The organism is Natronoarchaeum sp. GCM10025703 (assembly GCF_042661985.1).
Taxonomy (GTDB): Archaea; Halobacteriota; Halobacteria; order Halobacteriales; family Natronoarchaeaceae; genus Natranaeroarchaeum.
Genome location: NZ_JBHSZF010000001.1, coordinates 2,126,157 through 2,141,232 on the forward strand (window position 1 = coordinate 2,126,157; position 15,076 = coordinate 2,141,232).

The following is a 15,076-nucleotide window of genomic DNA, read 5'->3' on the forward strand; positions in this document are numbered from 1 at the left end:
TGGTCAGTTGATCGCAAACTCCGCGTTCTCGACACCGCGTAGCTCTCGGACGTCCGAATCGCTAATCGATCCGCCGTCGACGCGCCGCCGCGTCTCGTTCCAGTCCTCCGGGTCGGGGGCTTCCCAGTCGACTCCTTCGAGCGAGACCTCGGTATCGGCGAAGAGTTCGCGATAGTGATCGGCGAACGCCTGGCGGATCTCGGAGACGGGTCGGTCGGTAAATCCGGAGCTGCACACCGGATCGTTCTCCTCGTCGTGAGTTGCCGGACCGATCAATGCTAGTGCCTGTGGAAGCGTCTCCTCCAGCGTAGTCTGGATCACGTCCGATTGCTCTTCAGCGAGCGTTTCGAGGCGCGCATCGTGATATTCGAGATGGAAGTACTCGTCTTCGCCCATCTTGCGGAACATCCCCTGCAGATCGTCGCGGTCTATCGCGTCGATCATGTACCACGCTGCTCGATCCGCCGGCGCGACCGACGCGATGTACTCGGCCCAGTCGCCATCGATCTCGTCGATACACGCCGCGTTGTTGAACTCCTCTGGCTCTCGGTCGCCGCGGATCCAGTCCAGATCCCGGCCCTGCTCCTGCAGTTTACGAGCTAACTGGCGAACGTGGCCGATCTCTTCCTGTGACGCGCTGGCACCGCCGATATCGTCTTCGAGCGAGGGGCCCGCGAGGCTCCACTGTGCGTATCGGTGCCCCAGGATTAGCTTCGTATCCGAGGCCGCCTGGACGTAGTCGACTGCCGGTTCGGGCCAATCACTCATGGGAGCCCACCCCAGGTATCGGCTTTTCTCCCGTGACTTCGATCAGGTTGTCCCTGCGGACCACCGCCAGATAGTCCCAGTCTTCCTCGTTGAACGTGTTGTGTGCGTACATTTTGGCTAATCGCTCGTTCTGTGCAGTCACGTTACCGATATGTTTGGTATCGTCACCTTGGTTGATCCGTGCGAATACTTCAATTTCATGATACTCTCATCTCTGATTACAGGCTGATCCCCGCTTCGTGCATTTTCTGTCTGACCTCGGTCGTAAGCATGTCTTTCGACCAGACCGGGTCCCAGACGACCTCGACCTCGACGGTATCGACGCCGTCCATCACCGTCAGACAGCTACGGATATCGTTCTGGATCATGTCGTAGGCCGGACAACCCATACACGGATACGTCATCTCTACGGTGACGTCCCCATCGTCGGCTTCGACGTCGTAGATCATCGCCATCTCGACGAGACTCACCGGAATATGTGGATCAGGGATCTCGTCGATCGTCTCCCACAGTTTCTCCTCGAAGGGGGTCGCATCGGCCCGTTGTCGCTCGATGTACTCGCTGTTAGATCCCGGGCCAGTCGAACCGTTCGAGTTCGTTGTTACGCTTCCCATCGTCACACTCCGACGTCGATATTCTCGGACTGGATCAGGTTGACGTACTTTTCGTTGGCCGGGCCACGGGAGCGCCAGCGGTCCATGACGTCCGACCACGAGATCGGCTCGTCGAACAGCCACTCTTTGTTCTCCTCGTCGAACGCGACCGGAAGATCGTAATCGAGGACGTACTCCTCGGCGTCATCGTCGTAGTGGGCTGGCACGTCGAGGTCGAGTTCCTCCATAAGGGGCATTGCCCGGTCGATCCAGTCCTGTCGCAGTTCGTCGTTGGTTTTGCCCTTGATCCGATACTCTAGCTGGTCGTCGTGTTGCTTCTTGTCGTCCGGAAGGCCGAACCACTCGACAGCCATCGGGAACATCCAGTCGATGGCCTCCTGCAGTTTCTGCTTGGTGTTGTCGTCTTTGTTGGCCAGGCGGCGCATCCACGTCTCGCCGTGGCGCAGGTGGAACTGTTCTTCCTTGTTGACTTTCGTCAGCGCGCGCTTCCACGGCGCGTAGGAAGTGTTCTCGTGGATATCGCTGAGCAGAACGATGCCGGCGCGGTCGAACATCCCGTGAGCGCTAACGAGCTCCGCGAAGTTGTCGATGTGCTGGTCGAACCCGTAGGTGTTTCGGAACTCGTGGGGTTCGCGGTCGTAGATGAGCTCTTCGCGGTCCTCGCCGAGGTCCTCTAGCATTCGGTAGGCGATGTGGCCGTGACCGAGTTCATCCTGGATCACGCTGATACACGATGCGCGGGCGTCCGCGGACGGGGCGTTGAGCGTCTGCTCGTAGTAGGCAGGCGCGCTCATCAGTTCCGTATCGGCCGAAACCGTCAGGATCTGTTTGAGGGCCTTCTTGTAACCCTCTGTCATCTCGTCGGTCGACTCTATCATCTTCCCGTTCTGCACTTGTTCTTTCAGCTGTTTCTCGGTAGGCATAGCTTTGATCGTCCAATATACTCTAATGGTCGAAGCATTATAATTGTTTTCTGTATACGTTTGGCGTATCTGGGGTGATCTGCGCCGAATTTATTATATCAGGGAATAGATAATCTGTATGGCCGAGACCGACGCTCCGGATGAGGTTGTCGACGTCCACGTTCATATGAATCCATTCTGGCGGATGAACGCCGACGCGCTGGCGACGCTAAAAGAGCACTCGAAACAGTTCGACCGGAAGATGAATCTGGCGAGACGGCCCGAAGCCTTCGTCGAATACCTCGACAGTCAGGGCGTCGCCACCGCAGCGATAATCAACTACGTGAGTCCGATCCTTGGATACACGCACGACACGAACGAGTGGGCGGCCGAGTTCCGCGCGGAAGCGCCGGAGCGGGTACTCGCATTCGGGGGTTCGATCCGCGGGTGGCCGACCACCCTCACGAGGAGGTCGACCGAGCGCTCGACGAGTTGGCACTCGATGGCATCAAACTTCATCCACCCCACCAGGGTATCAACGTCAACGATTACCGAACCGATCCGGACACGCGCGGACTCGAAGCACTGGAGTATCTGTACGAGCGCTGTGTCGAGCACGACATCCCGGTCATGGTCCATACCGGAACGAGCATCTTCTCGGGTGCCCGGTCCCGGTACGCGGATCCGATGCCGATCGACGACGTGGCGGTCGATTTCCCCGAACTGAAGATCATCATGGCTCACGGCGGACGGCCGATGTACACCGACGAAGCGTGGTTCCTCCTGCGGCGCCACGAGAACGTCTGCCTGGATATCTCGTCGTTTCCCCCATCGAACCTGTTAGAGTACTTTCCGGAGGTCGAACGCATCGATGACCAGGTGTTGTTCGGCAGCGACTGGCCAGGCCCGATGATCCCGGATATCGAGCAGAACATAGCGGCCGTCAGAGAACTCCCGATCCCGGACGCGACGGTCGACCGGATTCTCTCGAAAAACGCTATCGAACTGTTCGATCTGTAATCGACTGGTCCGCACACTGGGCCACTCGTGGAGGGCCTCACCACGTTCGCTGGGTCCCCGGTGTCTGCAACACGACCTTTTTTGGTAATCCACCCCCAGGATAGTACATGACGTATAGTATACGACATGCAACGACCGCTGACGGTGAGGAACTGCTTGATCTCTGGCACGGGTTCACCGAACATCTCTCGGAGTACGACGATCGGTACCAGCACAACGAGAGCGCCGACGAGCGCTGGCTACAGTACTTCGAGAATCAACTTCTCGACTCGGAGTACGGAACGGTCGTCGTCGCCGAACACGAGGAGTCGGACGCGCTAGTTGGAGTCCTCGAAGCACGCGTCATGGGGAATCATCCGATCTTCCGTCTCCAGAACCACGGCTACATCAACGGGCACTTCGTCTCCGAGGAACACCGCGGAGAAGGAGTGGGCAAGGCGATGCTCGAAACGGCCCACACCTGGTTCACCAACTCGTCGAAAGACGTTGATTTCTATCGCGTCGACGTGATACACGGTGACGAGGACAGTGAGGCATTCTACCAGAGCGAGGGCTTCTGAACCGGTCGAGCATGTCTACGAACGGTCGACAGATCAGTGATCCATGGTGGAAAGCTACACTGTCGAGTTCGTCGACGAAGGGCGCAGCATCGAGGTTCCCGCAAACAAGCCGATCCTCGAAGCCGCAGAGGAAGCGGGGATTGACATGCCCTACCAGTGCCGGATGGGCGTCTGTGGCGTTTGTTCGGCAATATGTCTCAACGACGAAGCCGAAGTCGAACAGATGGAAGGAATGTTTCTTTCCGATAGCGAAAAGGAGGAAGGCTACATTCTGACGTGCATAGCCAAACCGAGATCCGATCTACGGCTCAAGACTGGCGAAGGACCGTAATCGAGCGTACTGCTACACGATACATAATATTTCGACGAAAGAATAGACGGATGTGTTCCGAGACGAATAGTGTATACGTATACTGTATACGAAACGAGACGCCAGCCGTCCGGTAGGGATTACTACTGTACCTCTGTAAAAATTACAGCCAGTACACTGCTGGTTGTTGCCAAGAAACGAGAAAGAACGCAGTCCCACGCGAGAACTCTCGGATCGAGCCTGGCAGAAGGAGGATTCAATATAAAAGACCGTGATATATAGCAGGGGAGACGACCTGAAGCGCCGTATACGTATATCGTATACAATCTGGAAAACACAGGGCCAGAGATCCAGAAGAGCCGTTGCTCACGAATGCGAAAAGAACCGGCAATGGAGGAGGCGTTACTGCTCTTTCTCTCGGAGTTCCGTTCTGCGGATCTTCCCTGTCTCAGTTCGAGGGAGCGAATCCACGAACTCGACCGCTCTGGGGTATTTGTACGGTGCAAGCGTATTCTTCACGTGGTTCTGAATCTCTTCTTTGAGGTCCTCACTGGGCGATACGTCCTCCTTGAGGACGACGAACGCCTTGACGATCTCACCACGTTCCTGATCCGGGCTTCCAATAACCGCTACCTCCGCGACCGATTCCTGTTCCTGAACGACGGCTTCGACCTCCGGCCCGGGGATGTTGTATCCACTGGAGATGATCAGGTCGTCGCGGCGGGACTTGTACTCGAACCGTCCGTCCTCCCGCTGGACGAAGATGTCTCCGGGGATCGACCAACCGTCCTCGTTGACCTGCTCTTGCTTTCTCGGGCGGTTCCAGTACGCGATCCCGGTTGGCCCACGGACAGCCAGCAGTCCGGCCTCGCCTCGGTCGAGTTCCTCGCCGGTATCCGGGTCGATGATCTTGCATTCGTAGCCTGGTACCGGATACCCGGTCGCGCTCGGATCGATCTCGTCGTCGTGCCGGTGGCTGACGAAGATGTGGAGCATCTCGGTCGTCCCGATCCCGTCGAGAAGTTCGACGCCGTATTCGGATTCAAACTTCTCGAACGTCGTCGGCGTCAAAGGCTCTCCCGCACTGAGTCCGAGTCGCAGCGACGAGGTGTCGTACTCCTCGGGACCCTCCGGATGCTTGGACATGATCTGATTGTAGCCCGTCGGGATCGAGCAGAGGATCGAGATACCGTGGTCCTCGACCGCTTCCAACAGGTCACCGGGGCTTGCGTCCTCGACCAGACTCGTACTCGCGCCGAACCGGAACGGGAAGGTGAGAAGGTCACCGTAGCCGTACGCGAACGGGAGCGGCGGGTTCCCGCCGAAAACGTCGTCTTCTGTGGGTTCGAGGCAGTATTTCGCGTAGGAATCCGCGCTCGAAAGCACGTTTCGATGGGTGTGGACCGCTCCTTTGGGCTGGCCCGTCGTCCCACTGGTGTACAGCATCAACGCGAGGTCGCTTCGCTCGGTCGGGTACGCATCGAGGTCGGGACTGGCGTCTGCGAGGAGGTCGTCGTAGCTGAGGTGGTCGTGATCGCGACCGTTGCGCTGAGCCACGATGACGTCCTCGACGGTGTCCAGTTCCGGCAAGGCGTTCTCGATCTCTTCGAGCAGGTCGTCGTACACCACGATTTTCGTCGCTTCCGCGTTGTTGATGATGTAGTTCAACTCCTTCGCGCGAAGGAGTTTCATCGAGGGCAATGCGACGGCCCCGATCTTCTGAATCGCGAGACAGGAGACGATCGATTCGGGTCTGTTCGGGAACCGGACGACGACGCGGTCGCCCGACTCCACACCGAGATCCCGAAGCGCGTTCCCCATCCGATTTATGCGGTTTTGTAGCTCGCTGTACGTGATCTCCTGGTCCTCGAAGTAGATCGCGACGTTGTCACCCCGGCCCTCGCGAACGTGCCGGTCAACCAACTCTTCGGCCGCGTTGATTTCTCGTGGATAGTGCGCCTCCGGAAGCGCATGAACGTACTCCGGTGCGTTCTGTTCATCCGGTAGATAATCGAGTGGCACTGTTTGCTGCATGTACGAGTACATCATGAAAGTTATAAAAGAAATAGCTAACGGTTCCGAAGCCCATATCGAGGCAGAAAGCACCTCCTAGAGACCGCGCAGAACGTGAGAAAGCGACCGAATGCAGTTACCTGCGGGTACTACTGGGGTCGGTGCGACTGTCTCGCAAAAACAGATCCGACGGGTCGTCCGGTCTCTCATCGGCCAGTCGAGGGCGACACACATCTCACAGTGAGGTCGTGAACGATTACGTCCAGAATCCGTCGGGGTCGAAGGTCCGGATCAGTTCGAGTTCCTCCGCAGTCGGTTCGGACGTCGTCGTGACCGTTCCAGCACCGATGTCCTCGGCGGTGTTCACGTCCCACGGGAAATCGGCGAGCACGCTCGCTGCCTCGGCATCGGGGTGAACAGTTCGGAGGAACAGTTCGCCTCTATCGTCGAAGCCGAACGTCGCTTTCGAGGTGACCAGAGCGCTCGGTCCGCCTCCCGGTGCTGGATGGTTCTCACGCGCGCTTCCGTCGTTCGCGTAGCCTGGGCTGGTAGTGTACGTGACTTCCTCCGAAAATCGCCGGGGTTCGTGGGGCATGAGGAGGACCGTCCGCTGGGCCATACAGGCGATATCGCACGCGCCCCCACTGCCGGGGAGCCGAATCTCTCGGTCACCTGCCTCGACCCGCGTCGTGTTCAGATTGCCGTAGCGGTCGACCTCGGCCCCGCCGAGGAATCCGACGTCGATATCGCCGCGCTGGAGTCGCGACATAATATCGATCATCCCCGTCGTCGAGACGGCGTTGTTCAGGTTCGGCAGATCACACATCGTATGAATGAACCCGTCGGCAGGGGAATCCCTGACGACGCCGCTCTCGTACACGGCCATCGAGTCGGGGGCGTGCGTGCTGACCGCGACCTGGAACGCGATGAGTGGCAGTCGCATCCCTACGAAGGCGGTGTCACCGTCTTCGATCTCCTTTGCGGCAGCGCTGACCATCAGTTCGCGTTCGGTGTACTCCTCACTGGCCATACTCCACCTCCGCGGCGACGGTTCGGTCAGTGATAGCGAGATCCGTTTCGACGAGGTCGGCGTAGGCCTCACGATTCTCGACGCTGTAGACCCACTCCTCGGCCCACGCGTCGAACGCCTCGTCAGTCTCCGTCCGTCGGCTGTACTCCAGATAGTACTCGTTGTCTCGGTTGTAGTGTCCGGCGACCGGGGACGGGTGGGCGCCGAAGGGACATTCGACGACGGACGTGACCTGTTCGCGGGTGATCGCCACCCGACTCGGATCACTCTTGATCACTTCGGGGTCGACGATCTGCTCGGCAGTGACCAGAACGTTATCGGCGGCACCCACGGCCGGATCGACGATTCCGGTGTTGCCCCAGAGATGGACATCCCCTTCGGGACTCGCCCGCTGGGCGTGTACGATCGTCCAGTCGGGAGAGATAGCGGGGACGAGTGCGACCTGTTCCCCACTGAACGGATCGGTCTCTTCGAGGAACAGGTCGCTCTCCTCGAAGATATCGCTCCCGAGAAGCGTCTGTGTCGGAAGATACGGCACTCCCAGTGCGGCGGCCTTGAGCGCGAGGGCGATACTGAAGTTCGAGTGGTTCTCGACGTCGATCAGACTGTTTTCGACCGCTTGGCGGAACTGGTACCCGGTACCGGCGCTGACGTTGCCGACCCACGCCGCCCGCACCGCTGAGACGGCCCCGCCACCGATCAGCTGATCGAACAGCAGATCACTGATCGGTCCGATCATCGTGAGATCATCGGTCTCCTGTCGGAGCAGCTCGTGACCGGCGGCGAACGGAATCGCGTGTTCCAGTGCCAACCCTGCCGCGACCGAACTTCCGGACTCGATTCGAGATACGGCACTCTCCAGACTCTCTGCGTCTGTTGGCATACACTGACGAATCCAGATCTTTGTATATAAAACCACCTGTTGTTAAACTGACTGTAATGGACAACCAGTCGAACATGGACGAAAATTATATATGTATGAGTATACCATCAACTTACTATGCCTCAGGAAGCTGTGGATAGGCCAGACGTTAATACGGATACAACCTCGACAGTGTCGAGACGGCAGTACCTTCTCAGTAGCGCGACGGTCGGCGCAGCAGCATCTCTCGGTGGATGTCTCGGCGGCGACGAAACGCTCACTGTCGGATACGCTCTTCCGACCACTGGAGTCTACTCCCTGCTGGGACAGAGCATCACGAACGGGTTCGAGATGTATCTCGAGGAGCAGGGTGGCGAGATCAATGGCCAGGAGGTCGAAACCATCGGCCGTGACACTGGAGGCGATACGGACACCGGTGTGTCAGTCACACGAGAGTTACTGGTAGAAGAAGGCGCAGATGCGATCGTGGGGCCGGTGTCGAGTGCGGTCGCAATCTCGATGATGCAGACGATCGAAAACGAAGGAAGTGCCGTGTGGCTGAACGCGAACGCAGGTGACTATCGAATCACGCAGGACGGCTGTATGCGGTATCACTTCCGAACGTCGTTCAACGACTGGCAGACCAGCGCACCGCTGGCGCCGTGGGTGTACGATAACGTTGCGGACAACGTCGTGATCGCGTATGCGGACTACGCGTTCGGCCAGAATTCGCGGGATTTCTTCTCGGAAGCGTTCGAGGAAGCGGGCGGAACGGTCGTCGACGAAGTCGGCATTCCGCTCGGCACCGACGACTTCTCGCCGTTTTTCGGTGATATCGAGGGGAGTGGCGCCGACGCCATCTACTCCTTCTTCGCTGGCAGTGACGCGGTGAACTACATTACCCAGGGAGACGACTTCGGTCTCTTCGACGACATAACCCAGACGGGAAGTGGGTTCTTGCTTTCCGAGGATACGCTGCCGGCACAGGGCTCCTCGGCGCTCGGTATGTTCTCGTCGCTCCATTACGCTGGCAATGCCGAGCAGACACAGTCGTTCGTCCAATCGTACGGGGAAATGTTCGACAACAGTGCGAACGTGTACGCCGCACAGGGATACGACTCCGGCCAAGCGTTCGCCAGCGCTATCGAGGAGGGTGGCAGCTCCGACGTCGACGACATGATCGAAGCGATGCGCGGCATGGAGATCGACAGCCCGCGCGGCAGTTTCCGGTTCAGCGAGCAGACGAACGACCCGATTCAGGACATACACATCCGGGAGGTCGTCGAGGGTGATGACGGGCCTGAGAACGAGGTCGTCGAGACGATCGAAGAGGTCGAATCACCGACTTGGGGCTGTAATATCTACTAATATGATGGGCACCGACCAGCAGACACAGAACCGATGATCGAACCAGTATTACGAGCAACCCTGCTTGGGCTTCAACCAGGTGTTACCCTGGCTCTCGTCGCCGCCGGCCTCACGCTCATCTTCGGGATGATGGACGTGATCAACTTCGCTCACGGTTCGCTGTACATGCTGGGTGCGTATTTCGGTGCCACCATCGCAGTAGAACTCGGGAGTTTCTGGGCCGCCCTATTGATCGCACCGTTGATCGTCGGCCTCATCGGCGGTCTCATCGAGACTCTATCGCTCCGACCGCTGTACGGTCGGAATCCGCTCTACCACATCCTTCTCACCTTCGGGATAGCCATCATGGTACAGGGTGCGGTAGTCCAGGTCTGGGGCGCTCGATCGCGTCGGATCCCGACACCTGAACTCCTCTCGGGAACCATCGCTATTGGTCCTGTCAGCTACCCCATCTACTGGCTGTTCGTTCTCGTGTTCAGCACGATTCTGATCGCCGTGATCTGGATCGGAATCGAGAACAGTGATCTCGGGATCATGATGCGGGCCAGTGCTCACGATACCGAGATGGTCAACGCCCTCGGCGTCGACGTCTCGAAGGTGTTTACCGGGGTGTTCATCTTCGGTGCAGCGCTGGCGGGCGTCGCGGGGGTCCTCCTGGGAGCCTCACGATCTGTCAACCCCGATATGGGGTTCGGAATCATCATCGAGGCGTTCGTGATCGTCGTTATCGGTGGGTTAGGAAGCTTCAAAGGGGCGGTCTACGCGGCACTGCAATCGGCCTCGTTACCGCCTACGGTGCAGTTATCGCACCGACACTGACGGAGTTGTTCCTGTTCGTGCTGATGGCCATTGTGTTGATCGTAAAACCGAGCGGCCTGTTCGGAGCAACGGAGGCAGCATAATATGAGCTCAGAATCGGAACTACTGGACAAACTCAAGGCGGCGGCCGGCATGAGTCGAACAACGACTCCCGCCGGTGGACAGATCATCTCGTTGCAGGGCCGTCTGGCACTGGTGGCAGTGACGGCACTCCTCGTCGCGTTCGCACCCCTGGTCAACGTGTTCGAGCCGTTCTGGTTGAACATTCTCACTCGGATACTGGTGTTCGCACTCCTCGCGGTGAGCCTGGACTTCATCTTCGGCTACGCCGGCCTGTTGTCGTTCGGCCACGCAGCGATGTTCGGTGCCGGAGGATACGCGGCCGCACTCTCCGTTCGGGGGATAACGACGAACGCCATAGTCGTGCTTCCGATCTCTGTGCTTGTCGGAGTCCTCGTGGCAGCAGTCATCGGATGGTTCAGCGTCCGTGCTCGGGGGATCTATTTCGCGATGTTGACGCTGGCGTTCGCCCAGCTGTTCTACGTGATCGCGTTTACTGATCTCCCGGCGATGGTTCTCGGGATGGAGACGGTCACCGGCGGAGACGGCGGTCTGTTCGGGATCCAACTGTACGAGATGTTCGGGATCGACTTCAGTTCGCGAGTGGCGTACTTCTACCTGACGTTGGGGCTCGTGATGGCCTCGCTCGCGCTGCTCGTTCGCATGGCGAACTCACCGTTCGGCCGAGTGCTCCAGGGGATCCGAGAAAACGAAGAACGAATGGAGTTTATCGGGTACGATATCCAACGGTACAAACTCATCGCGTTCTCAATTAGCGGCGGGTTCGCCGGTCTCGCTGGGGGATTGTACGTCCCGTTCCAGAGCGTCGCGTCGCCGGGACTGCTTCACTGGACGACCAGCGGGGAACTCATTGTGATGCTGTTGCTCGGCGGCATGGGCACCCTCTGGGGGCCGATGCTCGGCGCCGGCGTCGTGATTTTCCTGGAGGAGCGCCTCGCGGGATTCGCGACGTGGGAGATTATACTCGGCAGCGTGTTCGTCGTCGTAGTTATCTTCGCACCGCGGGGACTTGCCGGAACGATTATCTCCGTCAAGAACGATCCGAAAAACGCAGCCCAGAACGCAAAGAAAGCGCTGAAAAACTACTTTGAGAGTATCCGAGGATAAGAATGAGTCAAGCAACTGACGAAACGACGGCGACGACCGCTTCTCGGGAGGACACGCCGATACTGTCGACCGACGGTCTCACCAAGAAGTTCGGGACGCTAACGGCCGTCAACGATGTATCACTCGAGATCCCGGGCGACCAGATCTCGTCGATCATCGGCCCGAACGGGGCCGGGAAGACCACGCTGTTTAATCTGTTTACCGGGAAGCATGCCCCAACGCGAGGGAAGATCGAGTTCCGCGGCGATCAGATCGGCGGTATGGAACCACACGAACTGGTCGACCACGGGATCGTCCGTTCGTTCCAGATCACGAACTTTTTCAACGACCTCACTGCCCTCGAAAACGTCCGCCTCGCGACGCAGGGGCCACATACGGGCTTTCAGCCACGCGATTTCCTCACACATCATAATCAGCTTACCGACGCGATCACCGATGCGGAGGCTGTGTTGGAGCGCATCAACCTCTCCGACGTGGCAGACAGGAAAGCCGCAAACCTGTCGTACGGACAGCGTCGTCACCTGGAGATCGGCATCTCGCTGGCCGCGGATCCCGAACTCCTATTGATGGACGAACCCACAGCAGGGATGAGTCCCGAGGAGACACAGGAGACGGTCGAACTGATCGAGGAGATCGCATCGGACATTAGTCTCATCCTCATCGAACACGACATGGAGATCGTTATGGGCATCTCCAGTCATATCGCCGTGATGAACAGCGGCGAACTGCTTGCACGTGGTACTCCCGACGAAATACGCAACGACTCACGTGTGCAGGAGGCCTACCTCGGAGGTGGTGGATAGTATGAGCGACGATCCGAACTTGATCGAGGGGTCCGAGAGCGACACGAACACTGGCGGAGACGAGCGACTGGCCATCGATGAGATCAACACCTACTACGGGGACAGCCACGTGCTATTCGACGTCAGCCTCGATGTCGAGGTGGGGGAGGTCGTCGCACTCGTCGGACGGAACGGTGCCGGGAAGACGACGACACTCCGCAGTATCATGGGACTGACGCCGGCCCGATCCGGGGTAATTACGAAGGATGGAGAGCCGATCCAGGGTCTGGACCCACACCAGGTGCGAAAGAAAGGCATCTCGTGGGTACCCGAAGAGCGGCGAGTTTTCGGCGGCTTGACAGTCCAGGAGAACCTGCGGCTAGCCGCACACAGCGCAGAAACCGATCAGACCGACCAGTTCGACGAGATCTACGATCGGTTCCCCCGGTTAGACGAGCGGCGAAACCAGAAGTCAGGTACCATGAGCGGGGGCGAACAGCAGATGCTCGCGATCGCGAGAGCGATGCTCGGCCCGGAGACCGATCTGCTGTTGCTTGACGAACCGAGCGAGGGACTCGCACCACAGATCGTCGAAGACGTGAAAGAGATCATCCGCGACCTCAACGACGACGGTGTGACGATCCTGTTGGTCGAGCAGAACGCCGAAATGGCGCTTGGCCTCGCAGATCGAGCCTACGTGCTCGAGACGGGGAACGTCGTTCATCAGTCGACCGCGACGAAACTACTCGATGACCGGAGGGCCATGGAACAGTATCTCGGAGTGAGATAAGCCGTGAACGCGACGACCAGCATCATCAAAGACATCGGAGAACCCGACCAGTCCCCACTGGGGAGGCGGTGAGAGTGATGCAACGGACGTTCGAGCGGACGGCGCCGACCGTTGCGGACTCGGCGTTCGTCTCCGAGATGGCGTATCTCGTCGGCGACGTCACCATCGAGGACCGCGCCAGCGTCTGGCCGTTCGTCTGTATGCGCGGCGACTACGGCCCGATCACTGTCGGAGCCGAGACGAACGTCCAGGACTTCACGATGCTCCACGAAGCGACGGTCGGCTCTGGCGTGACGATCGGACACAACGCCGTCCTCGACCGCGCGACGGTTGGCGACGACGTCCTGGTCGGCATTTCCAGCACGATCCTACCGGAGGCGTCCATCGGTGACGACTGCATCATCGCTGCCGGATCGCTGGTTCGTGAGGGCCAGGAGATACCGGACGGCCACATGGCGTACGGGACACCAGCCGAAACCCGGCCCCTGGACGACGGGAATTCCGAACTGATCCGGTGGTACGCCGAGGAGTATCTCGAACTGGCGGACCGATACCGTCGCGACCGGTCACCAGAGATGCCCAACGGAGGGGAGACTGATGAATATACGAACTGACCGAGTACACGACGAAGTGCGAGTCGAGCACGTCGAAGACGAACTCGTCGCAAGGCTCGCCATGGAACGAGGAGACCGGCCGTTGAACATGTTTCAGCCGTCAAAAATCGAGGCGATGGCGACGGCCATAGAGGCACTCGAAGAGGATATTGGCTGTCTGGTCCTGTACGGAGAGCCGGAGTTCTCCGCGGGTGCGGACCTGAACGTGATCGAGGAAACTCCACAGGAGCTACGTTCGGCGAAACTGGATACGATCGCTGCCGCGTCGAACCGATTTATCCGCGCGGTCCGAGACTTTCCAGCCCCCGTCATCGCGGCCGTCAAGGGGGTCGCTGCGGGTGGCGGTCTGGGCTTCATGCTCGCCTCGGATCTGATCATAATGCACGAGAACGCCCAGCTAAACACTGCGTACGCTCGTATCGGCCTCACCCCGGACAACGCGACACCGTTCTTCCTCGTGAAGACCGTCGGGCCGTACAAGGCCAGAGAGCTCTTTTTCGACCCGGAGCCGATCACCGCAGCGGAGGCGGTCGATCTCCATCTCGCAAACGACCTGTACGAGGTACCCAAGTCGGAGTTTATCGGGGCCGTCACCGAGCAGGCCATAGTGTACGCCGACGGTCCGACTGAGGCCTACGCGCGGACGAAAGAACTCATCGACACCGTCTTCGAGGGACGGCTCGGCCAGCATTTAGAGGAAGAACGAGCCACGATGAAGCTGATGGGCGATTCGGACGTTTTCGACGAGGGGTTATCGGCGTTTATCGAGAAGCGCTCGCCGGACTGGAAGTAGGCCGATCCGACACGGATCAGTAGGGCGAGACCCCTTGACGCAAAGACTCGCGGCTCCGATCGCTCTTGGAGTTCGGCGGTAGGCGTTTTGGATGTATGAGAATCACAGGCACAATTTATTAACCGTTAGACTGTATCACCTATTTACAGTATGGCATCCGACGAGTCTGTCAAAGTGCGCGGTATCGAGATGAACGAAAGCGAGATCGAACGGACTCTCCAGGAGCTAGGACACGGCGTGTTGTCGCTGTCACGGGGCGGCGACGCGTACGGGATCCCGATCTCGTTCGGGTACGAGGACGGCCGGATGTTCATGCATCTGATCCGGTTCGGCGACGACAGCAAGAAATTGGAGTTCAGCGAATCGACGACACAGGCGTCGATGACGGCCTACCGGGTGGATTCACGGTTCGCCTGGAAGAGCGTCGTGGTCACAGGAGAACTCGAGGACGTCAACGAAGACGAAACCGAGTATATGGAAGAAGTGATGGAGGAAAACGCGTGGTTCCCCAACATCTTCCCGCCGACCGCGCCGATAGCCGAGATCAAGCGGGTCGAACTCGATGTCGACGAGATGACCGGTCGAAAGGGCGAAGAGTATCAGTAGTGCCGGTTGGGGAGCTAAAGACCACACGAACCGAAGC

General features: G+C 58.9%; 18 protein-coding genes. 11 read left to right on the plus strand and 7 right to left on the minus strand.

From position 1 onward, the window contains the following. Positions 1 to 3: 3 nt before the first annotated feature. The 4 genes from ACFQH2_RS11855 to ACFQH2_RS11870 form a co-directional block, all read right to left on the minus strand. Entirely contained in the window at positions 4 to 768 is a 765-nt protein-coding gene (locus ACFQH2_RS11855; protein ID WP_377053849.1) for a Phenylacetic acid catabolic protein, read from the minus strand. Continuing rightward, positions 761 to 910 (minus strand): phenylacetic acid degradation PaaB family protein, encoded by a 150-nt coding sequence (locus ACFQH2_RS11860; RefSeq protein WP_377076777.1) that lies wholly within the window; start codon positions 908 to 910, stop codon positions 761 to 763. Before ACFQH2_RS11860 ends, ACFQH2_RS11855 begins: the two co-directional genes overlap by 8 nt. Before the next feature lie 76 nt (positions 911 to 986). Beyond that, a complete protein-coding gene (locus ACFQH2_RS11865; protein ID WP_377053852.1) occupies positions 987 to 1,382 on the minus strand; it encodes a metal-sulfur cluster assembly factor in 396 nt (131 codons plus the stop codon). Positions 1,383 to 1,384: 2 nt separating this feature from the next. After that, a complete protein-coding gene (locus ACFQH2_RS11870) occupies positions 1,385 to 2,305 on the minus strand; it encodes a Phenylacetic acid catabolic protein (protein WP_377053854.1) in 921 nt (306 codons plus the stop codon). Positions 2,306 to 2,731: 426 nt separating this feature from the next. On the opposite strand from ACFQH2_RS11870, the gene ACFQH2_RS11875 reads away from it, so the two are divergent. The 3 genes from ACFQH2_RS11875 to ACFQH2_RS11885 all read left to right on the plus strand — a co-directional run bounded on the left by ACFQH2_RS11875 (position 2,732) and on the right by ACFQH2_RS11885 (position 4,195). Further along, positions 2,732 to 3,304 carry an amidohydrolase family protein gene (locus ACFQH2_RS11875; RefSeq protein ID WP_377076778.1) on the plus strand — a complete coding sequence of 191 codons (573 nt, stop codon included), beginning with the start codon at positions 2,732 to 2,734 and terminating at the stop codon, positions 3,302 to 3,304. 107 nt (positions 3,305 to 3,411) lie between these two features. Next, positions 3,412 to 3,864, plus strand: a complete 453-nt coding sequence (locus tag ACFQH2_RS11880) for a GNAT family N-acetyltransferase (protein WP_377076779.1) — start codon at positions 3,412 to 3,414, stop codon at positions 3,862 to 3,864. A gap of 43 nt (positions 3,865 to 3,907) precedes the next feature. Further along, on the plus strand, positions 3,908 to 4,195 hold the full coding sequence (locus ACFQH2_RS11885; RefSeq protein WP_377053860.1) for a 2Fe-2S iron-sulfur cluster-binding protein: 288 nt from the start codon (positions 3,908 to 3,910) through the stop codon (positions 4,193 to 4,195). 381 nt (positions 4,196 to 4,576) lie between these two features. Here the strand turns inward: ACFQH2_RS11885 and ACFQH2_RS11890 are convergent, their stop codons facing one another. The 3 genes from ACFQH2_RS11890 to ACFQH2_RS11900 all read right to left on the minus strand — a co-directional run bounded on the left by ACFQH2_RS11890 (position 4,577) and on the right by ACFQH2_RS11900 (position 8,100). Then, positions 4,577 to 6,208, minus strand: a complete 1,632-nt coding sequence (locus ACFQH2_RS11890; RefSeq protein WP_377053862.1) for an acyl-CoA synthetase — start codon at positions 6,206 to 6,208, stop codon at positions 4,577 to 4,579. A gap of 235 nt (positions 6,209 to 6,443) precedes the next feature. Further along, positions 6,444 to 7,217: a CoA-transferase subunit beta gene (locus tag ACFQH2_RS11895; RefSeq protein ID WP_377053864.1), complete on the minus strand. Its 774-nt coding sequence runs from the start codon at positions 7,215 to 7,217 to the stop codon at positions 6,444 to 6,446. Next, the gene (locus tag ACFQH2_RS11900; RefSeq protein ID WP_377053866.1) at positions 7,207 to 8,100 is read right to left on the minus strand and encodes a CoA transferase; all 894 of its coding nucleotides are present in this window, start codon (positions 8,098 to 8,100) and stop codon (positions 7,207 to 7,209) included. The genes ACFQH2_RS11895 and ACFQH2_RS11900 overlap by 11 nt, the downstream gene beginning before the upstream one ends. A 171-nt stretch (positions 8,101 to 8,271) precedes the next feature. Here ACFQH2_RS11900 and ACFQH2_RS11905 point away from each other — a divergent pair, with 171 nt between their 5' ends. The 8 genes from ACFQH2_RS11905 to ACFQH2_RS11940 all read left to right on the plus strand — a co-directional run bounded on the left by ACFQH2_RS11905 (position 8,272) and on the right by ACFQH2_RS11940 (position 15,039). Continuing rightward, positions 8,272 to 9,447 carry an ABC transporter substrate-binding protein gene (locus ACFQH2_RS11905; protein WP_377053868.1) on the plus strand — a complete coding sequence of 392 codons (1,176 nt, stop codon included), beginning with the start codon at positions 8,272 to 8,274 and terminating at the stop codon, positions 9,445 to 9,447. Between the two features lie 33 nt (positions 9,448 to 9,480). Beyond that, the gene (locus tag ACFQH2_RS11910) at positions 9,481 to 10,266 is read left to right on the plus strand and encodes a branched-chain amino acid ABC transporter permease (protein WP_377076780.1); all 786 of its coding nucleotides are present in this window, start codon (positions 9,481 to 9,483) and stop codon (positions 10,264 to 10,266) included. An 84-nt stretch (positions 10,267 to 10,350) separates the two neighbouring features. Then, positions 10,351 to 11,454, plus strand: coding sequence for a branched-chain amino acid ABC transporter permease (locus ACFQH2_RS11915; protein WP_377053872.1), 1,104 nt, complete (start codon positions 10,351 to 10,353; stop codon positions 11,452 to 11,454). Positions 11,455 to 11,456: 2 nt separating this feature from the next. Next, positions 11,457 to 12,257 (plus strand): ABC transporter ATP-binding protein, encoded by an 801-nt coding sequence (locus ACFQH2_RS11920; protein ID WP_377053874.1) that lies wholly within the window; start codon positions 11,457 to 11,459, stop codon positions 12,255 to 12,257. A 1-nt stretch (position 12,258) separates the two neighbouring features. After that, a complete protein-coding gene (locus ACFQH2_RS11925; protein WP_377053876.1) occupies positions 12,259 to 13,026 on the plus strand; it encodes an ABC transporter ATP-binding protein in 768 nt (255 codons plus the stop codon). A 77-nt stretch (positions 13,027 to 13,103) separates the two neighbouring features. After that, on the plus strand, positions 13,104 to 13,640 hold the full coding sequence (locus ACFQH2_RS11930) for a gamma carbonic anhydrase family protein (protein ID WP_377053878.1): 537 nt from the start codon (positions 13,104 to 13,106) through the stop codon (positions 13,638 to 13,640). Further along, positions 13,624 to 14,433, plus strand: coding sequence for an enoyl-CoA hydratase/isomerase family protein (locus tag ACFQH2_RS11935; protein WP_377053880.1), 810 nt, complete (start codon positions 13,624 to 13,626; stop codon positions 14,431 to 14,433). The genes ACFQH2_RS11930 and ACFQH2_RS11935 overlap by 17 nt, the downstream gene beginning before the upstream one ends. Before the next feature lie 150 nt (positions 14,434 to 14,583). Then, the gene (locus tag ACFQH2_RS11940; protein WP_377053882.1) at positions 14,584 to 15,039 is read left to right on the plus strand and encodes a pyridoxamine 5'-phosphate oxidase family protein; all 456 of its coding nucleotides are present in this window, start codon (positions 14,584 to 14,586) and stop codon (positions 15,037 to 15,039) included. The last annotated feature ends 37 nt before the right edge of the window (positions 15,040 to 15,076 follow it).

Excerpts from the sequence above, each read along its gene's own strand:
- ACFQH2_RS11855 (WP_377053849.1), bottom strand. The coding sequence starts at position 768 with ATGAGTGATTGGCCCGAACCGGCAGTCGACTACGTCCAGGCGGCCTCG.
- ACFQH2_RS11865 (WP_377053852.1), bottom strand. The coding sequence starts at position 1,382 with ATGGGAAGCGTAACAACGAACTCGAACGGTTCGACTGGCCCGGGATCT.
- ACFQH2_RS11870 (WP_377053854.1), bottom strand. The coding sequence starts at position 2,305 with ATGCCTACCGAGAAACAGCTGAAAGAACAAGTGCAGAACGGGAAGATG.
- ACFQH2_RS11880 (WP_377076779.1), top strand. The coding sequence starts at position 3,412 with ATGACGTATAGTATACGACATGCAACGACCGCTGACGGTGAGGAACTG.
- ACFQH2_RS11885 (WP_377053860.1), top strand. The coding sequence starts at position 3,908 with ATGGTGGAAAGCTACACTGTCGAGTTCGTCGACGAAGGGCGCAGCATC.
- ACFQH2_RS11890 (WP_377053862.1), bottom strand. The coding sequence starts at position 6,208 with ATGCAGCAAACAGTGCCACTCGATTATCTACCGGATGAACAGAACGCA.
- ACFQH2_RS11895 (WP_377053864.1), bottom strand. The coding sequence starts at position 7,217 with ATGGCCAGTGAGGAGTACACCGAACGCGAACTGATGGTCAGCGCTGCC.
- ACFQH2_RS11900 (WP_377053866.1), bottom strand. The coding sequence starts at position 8,100 with ATGCCAACAGACGCAGAGAGTCTGGAGAGTGCCGTATCTCGAATCGAG.
- ACFQH2_RS11910 (WP_377076780.1), top strand. The coding sequence starts at position 9,481 with ATGATCGAACCAGTATTACGAGCAACCCTGCTTGGGCTTCAACCAGGT.
- ACFQH2_RS11915 (WP_377053872.1), top strand. The coding sequence starts at position 10,351 with ATGAGCTCAGAATCGGAACTACTGGACAAACTCAAGGCGGCGGCCGGC.
- ACFQH2_RS11920 (WP_377053874.1), top strand. The coding sequence starts at position 11,457 with ATGAGTCAAGCAACTGACGAAACGACGGCGACGACCGCTTCTCGGGAG.
- ACFQH2_RS11925 (WP_377053876.1), top strand. The coding sequence starts at position 12,259 with ATGAGCGACGATCCGAACTTGATCGAGGGGTCCGAGAGCGACACGAAC.
- ACFQH2_RS11930 (WP_377053878.1), top strand. The coding sequence starts at position 13,104 with ATGCAACGGACGTTCGAGCGGACGGCGCCGACCGTTGCGGACTCGGCG.
- ACFQH2_RS11935 (WP_377053880.1), top strand. The coding sequence starts at position 13,624 with ATGAATATACGAACTGACCGAGTACACGACGAAGTGCGAGTCGAGCAC.
- ACFQH2_RS11940 (WP_377053882.1), top strand. The coding sequence starts at position 14,584 with ATGGCATCCGACGAGTCTGTCAAAGTGCGCGGTATCGAGATGAACGAA.